Source organism: Candidatus Dormiibacterota bacterium (assembly GCA_036495095.1).
Classification (GTDB): Bacteria; Chloroflexota; Dormibacteria; order Aeolococcales; family Aeolococcaceae; genus CF-96.
Map to the genome: position 1 here is coordinate 14,809 of DASXNK010000117.1, position 15,500 is coordinate 30,308.

General features: G+C 73.1%; 12 protein-coding genes. 8 read left to right on the forward strand and 4 right to left on the reverse strand.

The annotated features are described in order from the left end of the window. Window positions 1-4: 4 nt before the first annotated feature. From VGL20_12730 to VGL20_12745, 4 genes are all read right to left on the reverse strand, one after another. Entirely contained in the window at window positions 5-457 is a 453-nt protein-coding gene (locus VGL20_12730) for a hypothetical protein (GenBank protein ID HEY2704547.1), read from the reverse strand. An 11-nt stretch (window positions 458-468) separates the two neighbouring features. Then, window positions 469-2,427 (reverse strand): CopD family protein, encoded by a 1,959-nt coding sequence (locus VGL20_12735; protein ID HEY2704548.1) that lies wholly within the window; start codon window positions 2,425-2,427, stop codon window positions 469-471. A 4-nt stretch (window positions 2,428-2,431) separates the two neighbouring features. Further along, window positions 2,432-3,091, reverse strand: coding sequence for a hypothetical protein (locus tag VGL20_12740; protein HEY2704549.1), 660 nt, complete (start codon window positions 3,089-3,091; stop codon window positions 2,432-2,434). A 77-nt stretch (window positions 3,092-3,168) separates the two neighbouring features. Further along, a complete protein-coding gene (locus tag VGL20_12745; GenBank protein ID HEY2704550.1) occupies window positions 3,169-3,879 on the reverse strand; it encodes a hypothetical protein in 711 nt (236 codons plus the stop codon). Between the two features lie 99 nt (window positions 3,880-3,978). Here VGL20_12745 and rpoD point away from each other — a divergent pair, with 99 nt between their 5' ends. The 8 genes from rpoD (at window position 3,979) to VGL20_12785 (ending at window position 15,490) form a co-directional block, all read left to right on the forward strand. After that, complete coding sequence (gene rpoD, locus VGL20_12750) at window positions 3,979-5,094, forward strand: RNA polymerase sigma factor RpoD (protein HEY2704551.1); 1,116 nt, start codon at window positions 3,979-3,981, stop codon at window positions 5,092-5,094. Window positions 5,095-5,161: 67 nt separating this feature from the next. Then, window positions 5,162-6,040, forward strand: coding sequence for a Rieske 2Fe-2S domain-containing protein (locus VGL20_12755; GenBank protein HEY2704552.1), 879 nt, complete (start codon window positions 5,162-5,164; stop codon window positions 6,038-6,040). Further along, window positions 6,037-6,720: an SDR family oxidoreductase gene (locus VGL20_12760; protein ID HEY2704553.1), complete on the forward strand. Its 684-nt coding sequence runs from the start codon at window positions 6,037-6,039 to the stop codon at window positions 6,718-6,720. The genes VGL20_12755 and VGL20_12760 overlap by 4 nt, the downstream gene beginning before the upstream one ends. A 341-nt stretch (window positions 6,721-7,061) precedes the next feature. Beyond that, a complete protein-coding gene (locus VGL20_12765) occupies window positions 7,062-8,621 on the forward strand; it encodes a helix-turn-helix domain-containing protein (GenBank protein HEY2704554.1) in 1,560 nt (519 codons plus the stop codon). Window positions 8,622-8,658: 37 nt separating this feature from the next. Beyond that, on the forward strand, window positions 8,659-9,786 hold the full coding sequence (locus VGL20_12770) for a hypothetical protein (protein HEY2704555.1): 1,128 nt from the start codon (window positions 8,659-8,661) through the stop codon (window positions 9,784-9,786). 281 nt (window positions 9,787-10,067) lie between these two features. Further along, a complete protein-coding gene (locus VGL20_12775; GenBank protein HEY2704556.1) occupies window positions 10,068-12,110 on the forward strand; it encodes a copper oxidase in 2,043 nt (680 codons plus the stop codon). Window positions 12,111-12,315: 205 nt separating this feature from the next. Further along, window positions 12,316-13,971 (forward strand): multicopper oxidase domain-containing protein, encoded by a 1,656-nt coding sequence (locus VGL20_12780; protein ID HEY2704557.1) that lies wholly within the window; start codon window positions 12,316-12,318, stop codon window positions 13,969-13,971. A gap of 100 nt (window positions 13,972-14,071) precedes the next feature. Further along, window positions 14,072-15,490 carry a copper resistance protein CopC gene (locus VGL20_12785; GenBank protein HEY2704558.1) on the forward strand — a complete coding sequence of 473 codons (1,419 nt, stop codon included), beginning with the start codon at window positions 14,072-14,074 and terminating at the stop codon, window positions 15,488-15,490. Window positions 15,491-15,500 lie beyond the last annotated feature (10 nt).

The following is a 15,500-nucleotide window of genomic DNA, read 5'->3' on the forward strand; positions in this document are numbered from 1 at the left end:
GGCCCTACTTGACGGTGAAGACGATCTGCTTGGAGTAGACCCTCGGGCTGAAGGGGAAGTGGTCGGAGGCCACGAACTCGGCCTTGATGGTGTAGACGCCGGGATGGACGGGGAAGTCCTGGGCGAGGGTGTACTGCATGTACTGCAGGTTGCCGTCGATGTAGAGGTGGACGTGGCCCTTGTCGGGGCTGATGTTCGAGCTGGTCGCCTGGACCACCTGGGCGCCCTGCAGGTCGACGGCGACGTGGACCGTGCTTCCGGTCACCGTGCTGCCGTCGGCGGGCGAGGTGATCGACAGTGTCGCCGGCGACGAGGGGCGGGTCCCCGAGGGGGTGCCCGGGGGGAGGCTCGCGGCGGCGGTCGGACTCGACGTCGCCGGGACCCCGCTGCCACCACCGCATGCCGCGCAGGAGATGGTCGGGATGGCCAGGATCGCGGCGATGCGGGCGGTTCTCATGGGTCGGATCCTCATCCTTTCACGACGATGTCGATGTGGGAGCTCAGCTGCTGGCAGCCGCTGACGGCGGCGATGTCGAAGCTGTTGGTCCCCCGCTTCACGGTGGCGTCTGCGACATAGTGTCCTGGACCGAGCTGGCGGAGGGGGAGGTCGCCGCCGGTGCCCGCCTGCTTGATCGAGCTCACGGTCGCGTCCAGGCCGTTGCCGCCGGCGTCGAAGTAGGTGGCGTGGAACTCGACCTTCCCGGCGGTCTCGGGGTCGACGTAGATCTGCAGTTTCCCCACCGGGAGCACGATGTTGTAGAGGGTGGGCAGCCCGTTGCCTCCGGGCTGCACGGTGAAGGTCTGCGGCGGCACCCGCGGGGTCACCGTCACCGGGATCTCCACCGACGCGCTGCCCCGGTTCACCAGCGCGGTGACCTGCCAGGCGGTCCCGAGCGCGAGGTTGCTGCCGGTCGCCGTCCAGGTGCCCGGGGCGGTGCGGGTCAGCGGCAGGGTGGTGGGGCCCAGGCTCTGGCAGGACGGGGCGGCGAACCCCAGCTGCACCCCGGTGGCGTCGAGCGGCCGGCCGGTGTCGTAGTCGGTGAGCACGGCGGAGAAGCGGTTGGGCCCGGTCGACCCCGGGGTGACGGTCAGCCGCATCCGCACGCTGGTGCCGTAGTCGTGGGCGTCGAGCACCAGCGACGGCGGTGCCTGGGCGGCGGCCCGGGCGACCTCCGAGGTCGGTGGTGCCTCGTTCACCAGCCCGGCGGCGACGAGCAGGGCGGCGACCGCCACCATCACCTCGACGCCGGCGACCCGCCGCAGCCCGCCCACCCCCCGCGCCGCCACCGGCACATTGCGGAAGCGGTTGACGGCGCCGAGCCCGGCGAGCAGCAGCAGCAGCCCGACCTTGACCAGCACCAGGATGCCGAAGGTGGTGCCCCACAGCCGGTCCCAGGCGCCGATCTCGATCACCGCCCGCACCGTCCCGGTGGCGGCGACGGCGAGCAGGGCCACCCCCGCCAGGGTGCTGAACCGGCGGACGGCCCGTCCCCTCGCCTCGCCGGCCAGGCCCCGGATGCCCAGGAGCAGGGCGAACAGCCCCCCCACCCAGAGGGCGCCGGCGGCGATGTGCACCCACTGCATCGCGGCGTTCACCGCCACCGCCGACCCCGCCGCCGCGTGGCTGTTGAGCACGTCGGCGAGCATCGCCAGGGCGCCGGCCGTCCCGGCCACCCCCACCGCGGTGCGGCGCCGGGTGTCGCCGCCGCGGAAGGCGAGCACCAGCGCGGCGCCCGCGATCGCCAGCGGGATCGAGCGCTCCACCACGGTGCGGCCGATCGAGGTGGAGAACACGTCGCCCAGCCCCGCCCCGGCGTTCCTCGCCTGGGAGGCGATCACCGTCGCCGTCCCCACCACCGCGAGCCCCCATGCCACCGGCAGGGTGCGCACCACCGCGCGGGCGGGCCGGGGCAGCACCATCGTCGCCACCCCGGCGCCGCCGACCAGCCCCACCAGTCCGAGGAAGAGCACGGCGCGCCCGGCGATGTCGGCGGCGCTGGGGCCGGGCGGCCCCGCCACCGACGCTGGGATCGACACCGAGCTGGGGTCCTTCCGCACCCCGAAGGCGAAGGCGCCGCCGGCGACGTGGCCGTCGACGTGCGAGAAGGTCCGCCAGCTGACCGTGTAGACCCCGGTGGGGAGGGGCTTCAGCGCGACCCGGAGCTGCAGCGGATTCCCCGGCACCGCCTGGGCGGCCCCCTGCTGGTACGGCTGGCCGCCGGTGGACAGCACCTCGATCGAGGAGAGCCGGGGGTCCGGCTCCTCGCCGAAGGTGATGATCACGTCGGCCGGCGGCTGGGGGAGGTCGGCCCCGCTGTCGGGCACGGAGCTCTGCCGCAGGGCGTGCGCGGAGGCGTGGAGCGGCAGCGCCGCCACCGCTCCGAGTGCCACCAGCAGGGCGACCAGCCCCAGGATCAGGCGCCGCACGGTGCTAGAGCCCCGAGCTCCGCCGCCGCGCGCTCAGCCCGAGGCCGATGCCTGCGCCGCCGAGGACGAGGGCGGCGAGCAGCGCCACCAGCGCGGTGGGCAGCGCGTCGGGCCTGCTCTCGACCCTGTCGACCCGGGCGCTGACCCGGTCGAGCTTGGTCGAGATGTCGGTGACGCTCGGCACCCTGGCCGGGAACTCGACGCCGGCCGGGTTGTCCACGGTGGCGAAGGTCTTGTCGCTGGCCGTCGCGGTCTCGTCGACCGGGGTGTCCTTGATCTTCCCGCTGATGTGGAAGGTGTAGTTGCCCGGGGCGGTCGGGATGAAGTGCATCTGGTACTCGCCCGGCGTGCCCAGGCCGGTGTCGGGGTCGGCGGTGGGCACCAGCGGCATCGCGTCCATCCTCTGGCCGCCCAGGCTCACCTCCACCTTGAGGTCCTTGTCGGTGATGTCGGTGACCGGGGTGGTGTCCTGCTTGACGATCACCTGGACGGCGTTGTCGAAGCCCACGTACGCGGGCTCATGGAGCCAGCCCAGCGCGATCGTGTAGGGACCGAAGGGCTTGACGATGTGGGCGAGGGCGGGATGGACGGCGCCGAGCGCCAGTGCCCCGGCGGCGAGCGCGGCGACGCCGGCGCGGGCTGTTCTGGATGTGGTGACTGTCACGGAAGGGCTCCTCTCGGGGATCGACGGTTGACGGCGCGGGATCGCGCCGGCGGGCAGGCACGCCCGGGTCGTGTCGGTCAGTCCGGGAGGAGCAGCGGGGGAGGGCGGCGCCAGAGCTCGCGGCCGAAGCGGTCGAGCGGCGAGGCGACGGTGGCGCGCGCCGACTGCGGGGCTGCGGCGGCGCGGCCGAGATGGCGGAGCAGGGCGAGGAGCAGCCGCTCGCAGGCGGCGACGACGCCGCGGCGCTCGCCCAGCCGGCGGAGCACCAGCAGCACCGCCCAGGCGAGCGCCCAGGCGACCAGCACGAGCACGGCGAGGACCGGCGCGTGGACGCCGGTCACGGCGCCCAGTCCCGGCGGCGGCCGGCCGGCGGCGAGCGCCTCGGCGTTCTCCTGGAGGAGGTAGAGGCCGGCCTGGAGCAGGCTGAGCGGCAGCCAGAGGGCGAGAAGCTGGGCGCCCTCCGAGGGTCGCCGGGGCACCGGCGCGGCGGGGCGCCAGCCCGGTTCCCGGCCCCGCCAGCCGCCGGCGAGGGCGGCGCGGGTCTGCTCGAGGCGGCGGCCCAGTCTCCACCACGCCCGCCAGCAGCGCACCCCGAGCAGGGCGGCGCCAAGGGTGAGCAGCGCTCCCACCGGCAGCATGTACGCGTGCACCGGGGCGAGCACGACCGCGGAGAGCCGGGCGGCACCGGAGACTCGCGCGTACTCGAGCGTATGGGTGAGCCAGACCCCGACGAGAGCGATGAGGATGACGCCGGGGGCGAGCATCCGCGGCCTCGCGGGAGGAAGCATGGCGGGGAGCATAGCGCGCAGATGCGCCCGAGGCTGTCAGACTACTCCGGTTCGGGGACCCGTCCTGCGCAGCGCAGTGACGCCGGGCGGGAGGAACTCATGACCACGGCCTCGAAGGGGGGCGGCGCTGCGCTGGCCTCGCCCACGGACCACCTCGTCGTCGCCGCCGAGGCGCTCATCGTCCGTGGCAAGGAGCAGGGGTACCTCACCCCGGATGACGTCCTCACCGGCTTCCCCGAGATCGAGGCCGAGCCCGATTACCTCGAGCGGATCTTCCAGGTCTTCCGCGACATGGGCATCGAGGTGTCCGACGGCGACCGCGACTTCGAGGCGGTCGACGACAGCGACGACGACAGCCTCGAGGCCAGCGCGGCCCTCGGCGCGATCGCCCTCGACGACCCGGTGCGCATGTACCTGCGGGAGATCGGTCGCGTCCCCCTGCTCCGCAAGGAGCAGGAGGTCGAGTACGCGATGGCCATCGAGCAGGGCGACGAGGAGGCGCGGCGCCACCTCACCGAGGCCAACCTCCGCCTGGTGGTGAGCATCGCCAAGAAGTACATCGGCCGGGGCATGTCCTTCCTGGATCTCATCCAGGAGGGGAACATGGGCCTGATCCGCGCCGTCGAGAAGTTCGACTACCGGCGCGGCTACAAGTTCTCCACCTATGCCACCTGGTGGATCCGCCAGGCGGTCTCGCGGGCGCTCGCCGACCAGGCGCGCACCATCCGCGTCCCCGTCCACATGGTGGAGAGCATCAACAAGCAGATCCGGGTCTCCCGGCGGCTGCTCCAGGAGCTGGGCCGCGAGCCCACCGAGGACGAGATCGCCGACGAGATGGGGATCACGCCCGAGCGCGTGCGCGAGATCATCACCATCGCGCGCGACCCGGTCTCGCTGGAGACCCCGGTGGGCGATGAGGACGACTCCCACCTCGGTGACTTCATCGAGGACAAGCTCGCCCCGGCGCCGCCCGAGGAGGCGTCGATGGCGATGCTCCGGCTCGAGGTCGAGCACGTCCTCGACACCCTCACCCCGCGCGAGCGCCGCGTCCTCCAGCTCCGTTTCGGGCTGATCGGCGGCCATCAGCGCACCCTCGAGGAGGTGGGCAAGCGCTTCGGGGTCACCCGCGAGCGCATCCGCCAGATCGAGTCGAAGGCACTGCGCAAGCTCCGGCACCCGGCGCGGAGCGCCCGCCTCTCCGACTTCATCGACTAGTCCCACACCTCCGCGGTACCGGCGTGTCATAAAGACGGCCGGTGTCCGAGTCCTGGAGGGAGTGACCGTGGCTGCGCAGTCCTTCATCGACCGGCTCATCCGCCAGCAGGGGTGGATGGACGGCGTCGCCGAGGCGGTGCAGGGCGCCGTCGGCAAGGCGTACGAGGCGCTGGGTCCGCGCGGTCGCGTCGTGAAGAACGTCCTCCACGGCACCGCCGTGCTCGGCCACCCCCTCCACCCCGCGGTCACCGACGTGCCCATCGGCGCCTGCCTGGTCGGGCTGGTCGCCGACGCCACCGGCCAGCCGCGGGCGGGCGACACCGCCCTCGCCGTGGGGGTGGGGGCGTCCGCGCTGGCGGCGCTGAGCGGGTACACCGACTTCCACGAGACCTTCGGTCACGAGCGCCGGGTGGCCCTCGCCCACGGTGCCGCGATGACCACCGCCCTCGGCCTCCAGCTCACCTCGCTGCTGCTCCGGGTGGCCGGCGGCGAGGGCGCGCGCCGCACCGCGGTGGGGCTCTCGACCGCGGGCTTCGCGGTGGTCGCGGCCAGCGCCTACCTCGGCGGCGACCTCGTCTACGGGATCGGCACCGCGGTGAACCGCAACGCGTTCCTCGAGGCCCCCGAGGACTTCGTCGACGTCGGCGCCTCGGGCGACTTCCCCGAGGGCGCCATGCGCCGGGTGCAGGCGGGGGCGGCGCCGGTGCTGCTGGTGCGGGTGAGCGGCCGGCTCCAGGGGATCAGCGCGGTCTGCTCCCACGCCGGCGGCCCCCTCGACGAGGGCGAGCTGGACGGCGAGTGCGTCACCTGCCCCTGGCACGGGTCGCGCTTCCGGGTCACCGACGGCACGGTGGTCGACGGCCCCGCGACCTTCCCGCAGCCCCCCTTCGTGGTGCGTGAGCACGACGGCCGGGTGGAGGTGAGGGTGGCGGTCCCGCTGCATTGAGCGGCGAGCGCCGCCTGGTCGTCGTCGGCGGGGGCGGCGGGTCGCTGGGCCGCGCGGTGGTGACCCGGCTGCTCGCCGACGGCTGGCCGGTGGTGGTCGCCGCCCGGCACCTCCCCGACCCGGAGATCCCCGGGGCCCTCGTCGCCGCCTGCGACCTGGGCGACCCCGCGTCGGTGGCGGCGCTGGCCGAGCGGGTGCGCGCCGAGGGCGAGTGGGCGGGGGTGGTCAACTGTTCCGGCGGCTTCGCCGGCGACCTCGGCCACCGGGTGTCCGAGGACGACCGCGCCGCCCGCCTCGACCTCAACCTGCTCGGCCCCTGGCGGCTGGCGGCGGCGGGGGCGCGGGCCATGGAGGAGCAGGGGGGCGGCGGCCGCATCGTCAACGTGCTCGGCCGCGCCGCCGTCGAGGTGGCCTCCGGGCAGGCCGTGTACCAGGTCGCGAAGGCGGCGCTGCTGCGCCTCACCGAGGTGATGGCCGCCGAGCTGCGCGAGGGCGGGATCACCGTCAACGCCGTCCTCCCCAGCGTCATGGACACCCCCGCGAATCGCGCCGGCATGCCCGACGCCGACTCCTCCCGCTGGGTGCCGGTCGACCGGGTCGCCGCCGCGGTGGCCTGGCTGCTCTCCCCGGACGCCGACCTGGTCAGCGGCGCGGCAGTGCCGGTGTACGGACGGGCCTGACCCGGGGCGGCGGTTTGACTAGGTGCGCACGGTCCATTGTGGCCTGGCGGTCAGGACTCCGTGCTGCGGGCACAAACCGAAGGTTCCAGCTGCTGTGCGCGCCATGGCGACGCCCCCGACCACGGTCGTTTGTCCCAAGTCCACGCCGGTTCACCCCCATGGGTGTCCGGTGACTCGCCTGTCCAGGCCCGATACGGTGGCGGAAATTGCGACGAAGGGGACGGATGACAACTGTGCTGCCCGCACGCGAGGACGATACCGCCACCGCCGAGGAACCGCGTGTCCTCAACCTTCGCGGCCGTCCTGCGACCGCGTCCGCTTCGCGCCGGCGCGCCGCCGCGGTGACCGTGGCCGACTGCCTGCGCCTGCCCGCGCTGCGCGGCAGCGAGGTGGTCGCCGGCGCCGCCGGGCTCGACGCCCCCGTCCATCGCGCCTCGACCGCGTCGCAGACCCATGGCTGCGTCCCCGGCGAGCTCCGGCTGCTGGGCCGGCTGCTCACCGCCGACGCCGTCCACATCGCCCACGAGCGCGGCGCCGCCGCCCTCGCGGCCGCGGTGGTGTCGGCGGAGGCGGCCGCGGCGGCCGGCCTGCTGGGGACGCCGGTGATCCGGCTCGCCCACCACGTCGACCTCGAGCTCATCGCCACCGAGCTCACCGACTTCATCGTCCGGGCGCTCGAGGAGAGCCTCGCCGAGCTCGGGCGAGTCAGCTCGCGGCTCGCCGCCGCCGGCGCCTCCGACCTGCGGATGGAGAGCCTGAGCGAGGCCCTCGCCTCGGCGCTCGGCGCCACCGTGCTGATCGAGGACGCGGAGTTCCGGGTGCTCTACGCGGCCGGTCCCGGCGCCGCCGAGCGCACCCGCATCGACGCCGCGCGGGCGCGGGGGAACGCCGCCGACGAGCACGGCTCGATGGCGCTCCGCGACTTCTACCGCACCCTGGTCAAGACCGGGCGGCCCGCCTGGCTGCACCCCGACCCGCGGCTCGGCGTGCTGGTGCCGCGGCTGGTGGCGCCGATCGTCGCCTCCTGCGAGGTGCTCGGATACTGCAGCGTGTTCTTCCCCGACAAGACCCCCGACCAGCGGGTGGTCACGGTCGCGGTGGAGCAGGCCTCGAACCTGCTCGGCCTGGCGCTGCTCCACGAGCGGGTCATCGGCATGAGCCGCCGGACCGCGTGCGCGAGCATGCTCGTCGACCTGCTCGACGGCCGCATGTCGGCCCAGCTCCTCCGCACCCGGGCGGGGCAGCTCGGTGTCGACCTCAGCGCCGGACTGACGGTGGCGCTCTTCGAGGGGCCCCCCGACCAGCGCCCCGAGGCCTGGCTGCGCCACGCGCTGACCACGCTCAACGGCCAGCGCGACTCCCTGGTGGACGTCGTCGCCGGGACGGTCGTGGCCCCGCTCGCCGGCTGCGACCGGCCCAGGGCGCTGCGCTGGCTCCGTGGCCTCTGCGTCGCCTGCGGCGGCGGCGCCGCGGTGCTCGGCCGCGCCACCGACGTCGACGGCGTGCCCACCGCCTACGCCGAGACCCGGCGGGTCCTCGACCTGGTGGGCCGCTCCGAGGCCGCGTCGCGCGGCGCCGTCGTCGACGTCGAGGACCTCGGCCTCCTCGGTGTGCTCATCGACTCCTCCGCCAGCGGAGCGCTGGAGCGCTTCTGGCAGCGGCGGCTCGCCCCCCTGCGCGAGTACGACTCCCGCGAGCGCAGCGACCTCTGCGGGTCCCTGGCCGCGTTCTTCGAGGAGGGCGGCCTGCGCCGCGCCGCCCGGCGGATGAACCTCCATCCCAACTCGTTCAACTACCGCCTGCGGCGCGCCGAGCAGATCGGCGGCTTCTCGCTCGCCGACCCCGACGCCCGCCTCGAGCTCCAGCTGGCGCTGCGCTGCCAGCGCCTTCTCGGCCGCTGACCTGAGGGCCGGTCCCCGCCTCGCCGTGGGGGCGGTGGTGGCGTTCGTCGCACTCCTCGCGACCCTGATCGTCCCCGTCGTCCAGGCCGACAGCCGGTACGAGCCGGTGGTGCTCACCGGGGTGGCCGCGGGCCTGGCGGCGGCGCTCGGGGTGCTGGGGACGCGCCGCCTGGTGGCCGTGCTCGGCGCCGCCGCGGTGGTCGCCATCCTGCTGTCGCCGCAGCTCGCCGCACCGGGGCCGCTGCTGCGCAGCGCCGACCTGGGCGCCGTCCTCGCCATCTCCGGGCTCGGCGTGGTGGTGCTCGGCGGCTGGGCGGGCCAGCCCTTCCTCGCGCCGCTCGCGGTGACCGGCCTGGGGGCGTACACCGTCACCTGGGTTGTCGCCGGCCTGGGACAGCCCGCGGTCACCGGTGTCTGCTGCGCCCTGGCGGTGAGCCTCGGTCTCGGCCTGCTGCTCTGGGCGGTGTGCACCGGGCGCGGCCAGACCGCGGTCGCGGTGGTCACCCTCGGCCTCGCCGCCGTGCTCGACGCCGCCGTGTTCCGCAGCGACCGGGCCGGCGGGGTGCGGCTCATGCCCGGCGATCCCGCGCCGGCGTCGCTGCGCCACTACGCCCTGCTCGCCGTGCTCGGCGTGTGCATCCTCGGCGTGGCGGGGATGCGCCGCGGCGGCACCCGCCTCGCCCTGGTGGCGGCCCGCTCCGAGGCCGCCGCCGCCGCGCGTGGCGTCGACGTCGCCCGGGCCCGGCGCACCGCCTGGACTTCCGCCTGCCTGCTCGCCGGGATCGCGGGATGCGCGCTCGCGCTGGTCGAGGGGGGCGCCGCCCCCGCACTCCTCCACCCCCTCGACTCGCTGCGGCTGGTGGGCCTCGTCATGGTCCTCGGCCGCACCCGGATCACCGCCGCGCTGGTCGCCGGGGCGGTCTGCGGCCTCGCCGCCGCACCCCCCCTGACCGCCGGTGCGCTGTCGGGAGGGGAACCCACCTGGCTCGACCTGGCGGTTGGGACGTCCGTGGTGGTCGGGGTGCTCGGCCGCGAGTGGTGGCGCCGCGATCACAAAACCCTGCGTGCCCTGGTTGGGCCCGCCGCCGCAGGGGCGGTCGGTGCAGTGAGTCCATCCCGGAAGCCCGGTACCTGGTTCGGAGCGATGTCCGGTGACGCTGAATGAGGCGCTCCATACGCTTCTCCTCATGGATCTGACGGAGTTCCCTGTGTCCGCGCGTGACGAGTGCAGCCCTCGTCGCGGGTGGCCGAGGTATCGCTTCCCCGGCGCGGCGGCCGTCGCCTGCCCGCCAGGCGGATGTGATGAAGGAGTAGTCAAGGAGGTGCCCATACGCCGAGCCTGAACGTGGCAATTGGGTGTGTGAGATCGATGGCGGGCACGGAGAAACCCTGCCCGCACTTAGAGGAATTCACTGTATGGCTGCAGGTACAACAAGAGGGAGACGCTTGAAGCGTCTGCTCCCGATGCTGTTGGTTCCCGCGATGCTCGGGGCCGTCGCCCTGGGCGGGACACGCATCTCCTCGAACAAGCCGGTGTCGGCGGCGGGCGAGCTGCCGCTCGTTCCGCCGATCTTCCACCTCAACGACGGACCGACGTGGTTCGACACCGGCGTCGACGTCGCCGGCTCCCACTCGCTGGCGGTGGCGCTCACCGGGACCACGGTGAAGTTCATCGTCGGTCCCCCCGACACCCTCAGCGACCACGATCCCGACAGCGTGATCTGGCCGACCGGCGCAGCCGGCATGCCCTTCCATAACGATGGTGGCTTCATCGGGGAGAAGTCGGTCACCCTGACCACCCCCGGTCTGTATGCATTCCAGTGCACCATCCATCCGTACATGCTCGGCGCCGTGCTGGTCATCGATCCCGCCTCGGCGGCCGATGGGACCCTGGTGCCCGACTTCGGCAAGATGCTGAGCGTCCGGGGCGTCGACAAGCCGATCCCCTCGGCGTCGGACTACATCTACCGGCTGGTCCGCACCTTCTTCATCATCACCAATGCTGAGAACTGGAAGCGGTACTACCCGGACAAGTCCGGCTCGTGGATGCCGCGCTACGCGCCTGCTCCGATCATCGTGCACGACGCGAGCGGAACGCCGAACCTGATCCCGAACCTCGAGGCGTTCTTCCATCAGTACTTCCATGAGCCCATCGCGATCCCCGCGATCACGGATGCAAGCCATCCGAAGGTCCCGGGGGTGGGTGAGGTGATGCAGTCCACCCAGATGGAGGAGCTGAACGAGAAGGCCTACCCGGGAACCGTGTCCTTCATCGACACCAACTCCTGGCAGGTGGTTCGCAAGTTCGGCCTCCCCTCCATCAACAACGGCGGCGGCCTCGACAACCCCCACAACCAGTGGGTCAGCCGCGACGAGAACACGGTCTACGCCGATGAGTGGTTCTCCAACAAGACCACGGCGTTCGACCGCTTCACCGGCCAGTTCCTGCGCCAGACGGTGGTGGGCCTCTCGCCCGCTCACGTCATGACCCGCAGCCAGACCGACGAGCTCGTCGTCGGCATCAACGGCGAGAACAAGCTGACCGAGGTCGCCCCTGGCGACAACGGCGTCGAGAAGAACTTCTCCGCGGTGCTCCCCGGTGAGGGCATCGCCCATCCGCACGCGCACTGGCTGAGCGCCGACGGCAACACCGCGGTCGCTCCGAACGCCAATTTCGACAGCGCGTCGCTGTTCAACCTGAACGCCAGTGATCCGAACCTCTCGATCACCAAGCGGGCGTTCGTGGGCAGCGTCCCGATCGCGACGGCAATGAGCTCCAACGCCGACCGCGCCTACTCGGCCGGTCTGATGAGCAACAACATCGTCTGCATCTCGACCGCCGGCCGCGCCTGCCACAGCGGCGGCAGCCTGGTCGACACCAAGAACATCTCGCTGACCAAGGGCTACGACTACGTGACCGGGTCGCAGGGCGGCGCCGGCACGGGTCTGCCCATCGTCTTCCCGCCGTTCAGCTCCGACGCGGGGCCCGCGGCGCCGGGCATCCTGCCCATCCAGAACGCGGTCAGCCCTGACAACAAGGTCATGGTCGTGGCCAACGCGGTCTCGGGCAACATGGACGTCATCGACATCTCCAAGGACGAGGTCGTCAAGGTCCTGCCCTGCGATCCCGGCTGCCACGGTGTGAACTGGGGCGCCAAGAAGGGCGGCGGCTACTACGCCTACGTGACCAGCAAGTTCGCCAACGTCACCTCCGTGGTCGATCCCGATCCGGCCGGCACTGGCGACATCTCCGCTGCCACGGTCGTCGGCAAGGTCCTCACCGACATCGGGCCGAGCACCAAGACCGACGTGTCCCCGAAGAAGCTCCAGGGCCTGCGCGGGCAGTACACCCTGGACGGCATGGGTGGCCAGGGCGTGCTCGCTCTGCCGCTCGTCTACAACGGCTGGGTCCAGAGGCTCCCCGCGGGGCTCCGGGCCGGCCTCACCTGCCAGCAGCTGGATCCTCTGAATCCCAGAGCCTGCGGCTGACAACCTAGAATTTTAAACACCTGATCGCCTCGGGTGCCCGTCCCCGCCGGGACGGGCACCCAGACCCGCCGGGAAGACTTCCGCACCGGCTGCCCGGACGGAAGCCTTCAGACGGCCAGTACCAGCGAGGACGGAGATGACGCGAATCCAGAGCACTGTCGACGCGACCTGCCGCAGATCACCGCGGCGCGTCGCAGTCTCCCTGATGCTGATCGCCCTCATGGCCGTGGTCGCCGCAGCGGTGCGGCTGGCGCCCAGCCGCGCTCGGGCAGCCACGGCGGCGGTCACCATCATGGGCTTCAGCTACAAGCCCCAGGAGATCAAGATCAGCAAGGGCGACACGGTCACCTGGACCAACACGGAGACCAACCGCCAGAGCCACACCGTGATCCAGGACGACGGCGCCTTCAGTTCGGACGGACGCAGGACCAACGATCCCAACGCCGAGATCAAGCCCGGCTCGTCGTTCACCCACACCTTCGACAGCGACGACACCACCTACGGGTACCACTGCCGGCTGCACACCTACATGACCGGCAAGGTGATCGTCGGCAAGGGCTCGCCCCCGGGCGCGCCGCCGCCGACCGAGGAACCCGCACCATCGCCCACGCCGGAGTCGGGGCCGCTGCCTCCGCTGCCGAAGCTGCCCCTGCCGCCGGGCTCCAGGCCTGCGAACCGCACCGCCGCGGCACCGGCGGTCGCGGTGCCGGTGGGCCGTCCGCAGCAGGCCGCCGCGCCTGCTGCGCAACCCGCCGCCTACCAGCCCACCGAGCTGCCCCAGGGCGTGTCCGGACCGGGCACGCTCGGTGACGGCACCCGCCTCGCCCCCTACACCACCGACAAGGACGGGGTGAAGGAGTTCAAGCTCCGGATGGCGCCGATCACCTGGACAACGGCGCCGGGCAACACCCAGACCGCGTACGCCTTCAACGGCACCATCCCCGGCCCGGTGATCCGGGTCAACGAGGGCGACAAGCTCCGGCTGCTGGTGACCAACCAGCTGCCGGTGGCGACCAGCGTCCACTGGCACGGGATGATCCTGCCCAACGAGATGGACGGGGTCCCCGGCATCACCCAGCCGCTGATCTCACCCGGCGCCACCTACACCTACGTCTGGACGGCGGTGGCGACGGGCTCGCACTGGTACCACACCCACACGTCGGGCAGGGACGAGGGCCTCGGCCTCTACGGCTCGCTGGAGATCGTCCCCCGGACCGGCGACTTCCCCGCCGACCACGACTACCGGGTGATGATCGGCGACACCTACCTGGGCCTGGTGCTGAACGGCAAGGGCTTCCCGTACACCTACCCGCTCAGGGCCAAGGTCGGCGAGAAGGTCCACATCCGGGTCATCGACACCGGTGACCAGATCCACCCCATCCATCTCCACGGCTTCCCCTTCCAACTGGTGGCGAGGGACGGGATACGCCTGGCCGTACCGGAATGGATGGACACCACGCTGATCGGCACCGGCCAGACCCTGGACCTCCTCTGGACACCGATGACGGCGGGCAACTGGCTGATGCACTGCCACATCTTCGCCCACGCCCACGACGACGCCGGGATGATGGGGCTGGTCACCGTGCTCGAGGTGGCTCCCTCCGACAAGCCGGTTGCGGGCGTTCCCCCGGCGCTGCCGGCGCTGCCGACTCCGAGCGCGATGCAGCCCTACGCTCCGCCCGCCGCTCCGGCTCAGCTGCCCCCCACCGGCCTGCCGCTGCTTCCCACGGGGACGCAGCTGGCGCCGCAGTCGGGCGGCATCCTCGGTGGCAACGAGACCACCGTGCTCATCGCCGTCGGGCTCCTGGTCGCCTTCCGCCTCGGCGGGCGGTATGGCCGGCCACGCCGCGGCCAGGACTGAGCGGCGGGGCCGCTCCCTTCACGTGACGCCCTCCTTCCTCGCTGTGGACGGCGCGGACCAACGGGTCCGCGCCGTCCCGAAACCCTGGCGGGTGGCGCTGGTGGCGCTCGCCCTCGCTGTGCTGGGCAGCCTCCTGACCCCGCTGCACGCCAGCGCCCACGCCTACCTGGCGGTGAGCAACCCGCGGACCGGCCAGCGGCTCGACACCGCTCCGACCGGGCTGCAGCTGCTCTTCACCCAGCCGGTGGCGCTCGCCCACAGCGGCGTGCAGGTGTTCACCGGGAGGTTCGAGCTGGTGCCCGGCGCGGTGGCGCGGGTCAGCCCCACCGGCACCAGCATCTCGGTCACCCTTCCGTCGCTGACGAACGGCGACTACGCCGCGATCTGGACGGTGATCTCCGCCGACGACGGACACCTCACCGACGGCACCATCGCCTTCTCGGTCGGCCCGGCACCCCCGCCCGGCAGCGCCGCCCCCGCGAAGGTGCTCGGCGTCGGCGGCCTGCCGACCACCGGCGGCGACGAGCAGCGGCGGGACTGGCCCGGCACCCTGGCCAGCTGGCTCCTCCTCATCGGCCTCGCGATCGCCGGGGGCGGTCTCGCCGCCGAGCGCGCCCTGGCCGGGCCCGGCGGGGGCCGTCCCAGCTTCCGCCTCTCCACCCGCCACCTCGCCATCGCCATGCTGGTCGCGCTCGCCGGGTCGGTGCTCGCCTTCGCGGCCACCGCGGGCCGCCTCCACGACGGCAGCGTGCTCGGCGGTTTCCAGCCGAGCACGTGGGGCGCCGCCTTCGCGGTGCGGGTCGGCCTCGAGAACCTCGCGAGCATGGCCCTCGTGCTCAACGCGCTGGGCGCGCTGATCCTCCTCCGCGACCGCCTCGTCTGCCTCGGGTCGGTGGTCGGCGCCATGGTCCTGGTGGGCATGCGTGCCCACCCGGCGAGCGCATCGCCCTGGGGCGAGGCGGCGATCGTCCTCCACGTGGTGGTGGCGCTGACCTGGGTGGGCGCCCTCGGCTACCTGGCGACGATGCTATGGACCCGCCGCGGGACCGCGCGCGACCCCGAGGTCGCGAGCGTGCTCAGCCGCTACGGGCGCCTCGCCCTGCTCTCGGTGCTCGCCATCGTGCTCACCGGCAGCGCCGCCGCGCTCACCCAGATCGGTTCGCCGGGACAGCTGCTCTCCACCACCTACGGGCGGCTGCTCACCCTCAAGGTGGCGCTGGTCGCGTGGACCATGCTGGTCGCAACCCTCGGTCGCTGGCACGGCCTGCGCCCCGGACGCGTCGACGCCGTCGCGGTGGGCACCGTGCTCCGCGCCGAGGTGGCCGGCGTGCTCCTGGTGCTGTTCACCACCGCGGCGCTCGCCAACGTGGCCCCGCCGCCGCCGCTGGCCGCGGCGCCGGCGGTCGCCGCCGGAGGCGTCGCGACGGTGGTGCTGCTGCTGGTCGGCGCCGCGATGGCCGCGGCGGTGGCGCTGGTGACCGTGCCGATGCTGCGCGGCCAGGCCCGCGCGGGGATCTGAGGAGGAGGCT

Coding starts and splice junctions, on each gene's coding strand:
- VGL20_12730 (HEY2704547.1), bottom strand. CDS start 457: ATGAGAACCGCCCGCATCGCCGCGATCCTGGCCATCCCGACCATCTCC.
- VGL20_12745 (HEY2704550.1), bottom strand. CDS start 3,879: ATGCTTCCTCCCGCGAGGCCGCGGATGCTCGCCCCCGGCGTCATCCTC.
- rpoD (HEY2704551.1), top strand. CDS start 3,979: ATGACCACGGCCTCGAAGGGGGGCGGCGCTGCGCTGGCCTCGCCCACG.
- VGL20_12780 (HEY2704557.1), top strand. CDS start 12,316: ATGCTGATCGCCCTCATGGCCGTGGTCGCCGCAGCGGTGCGGCTGGCG.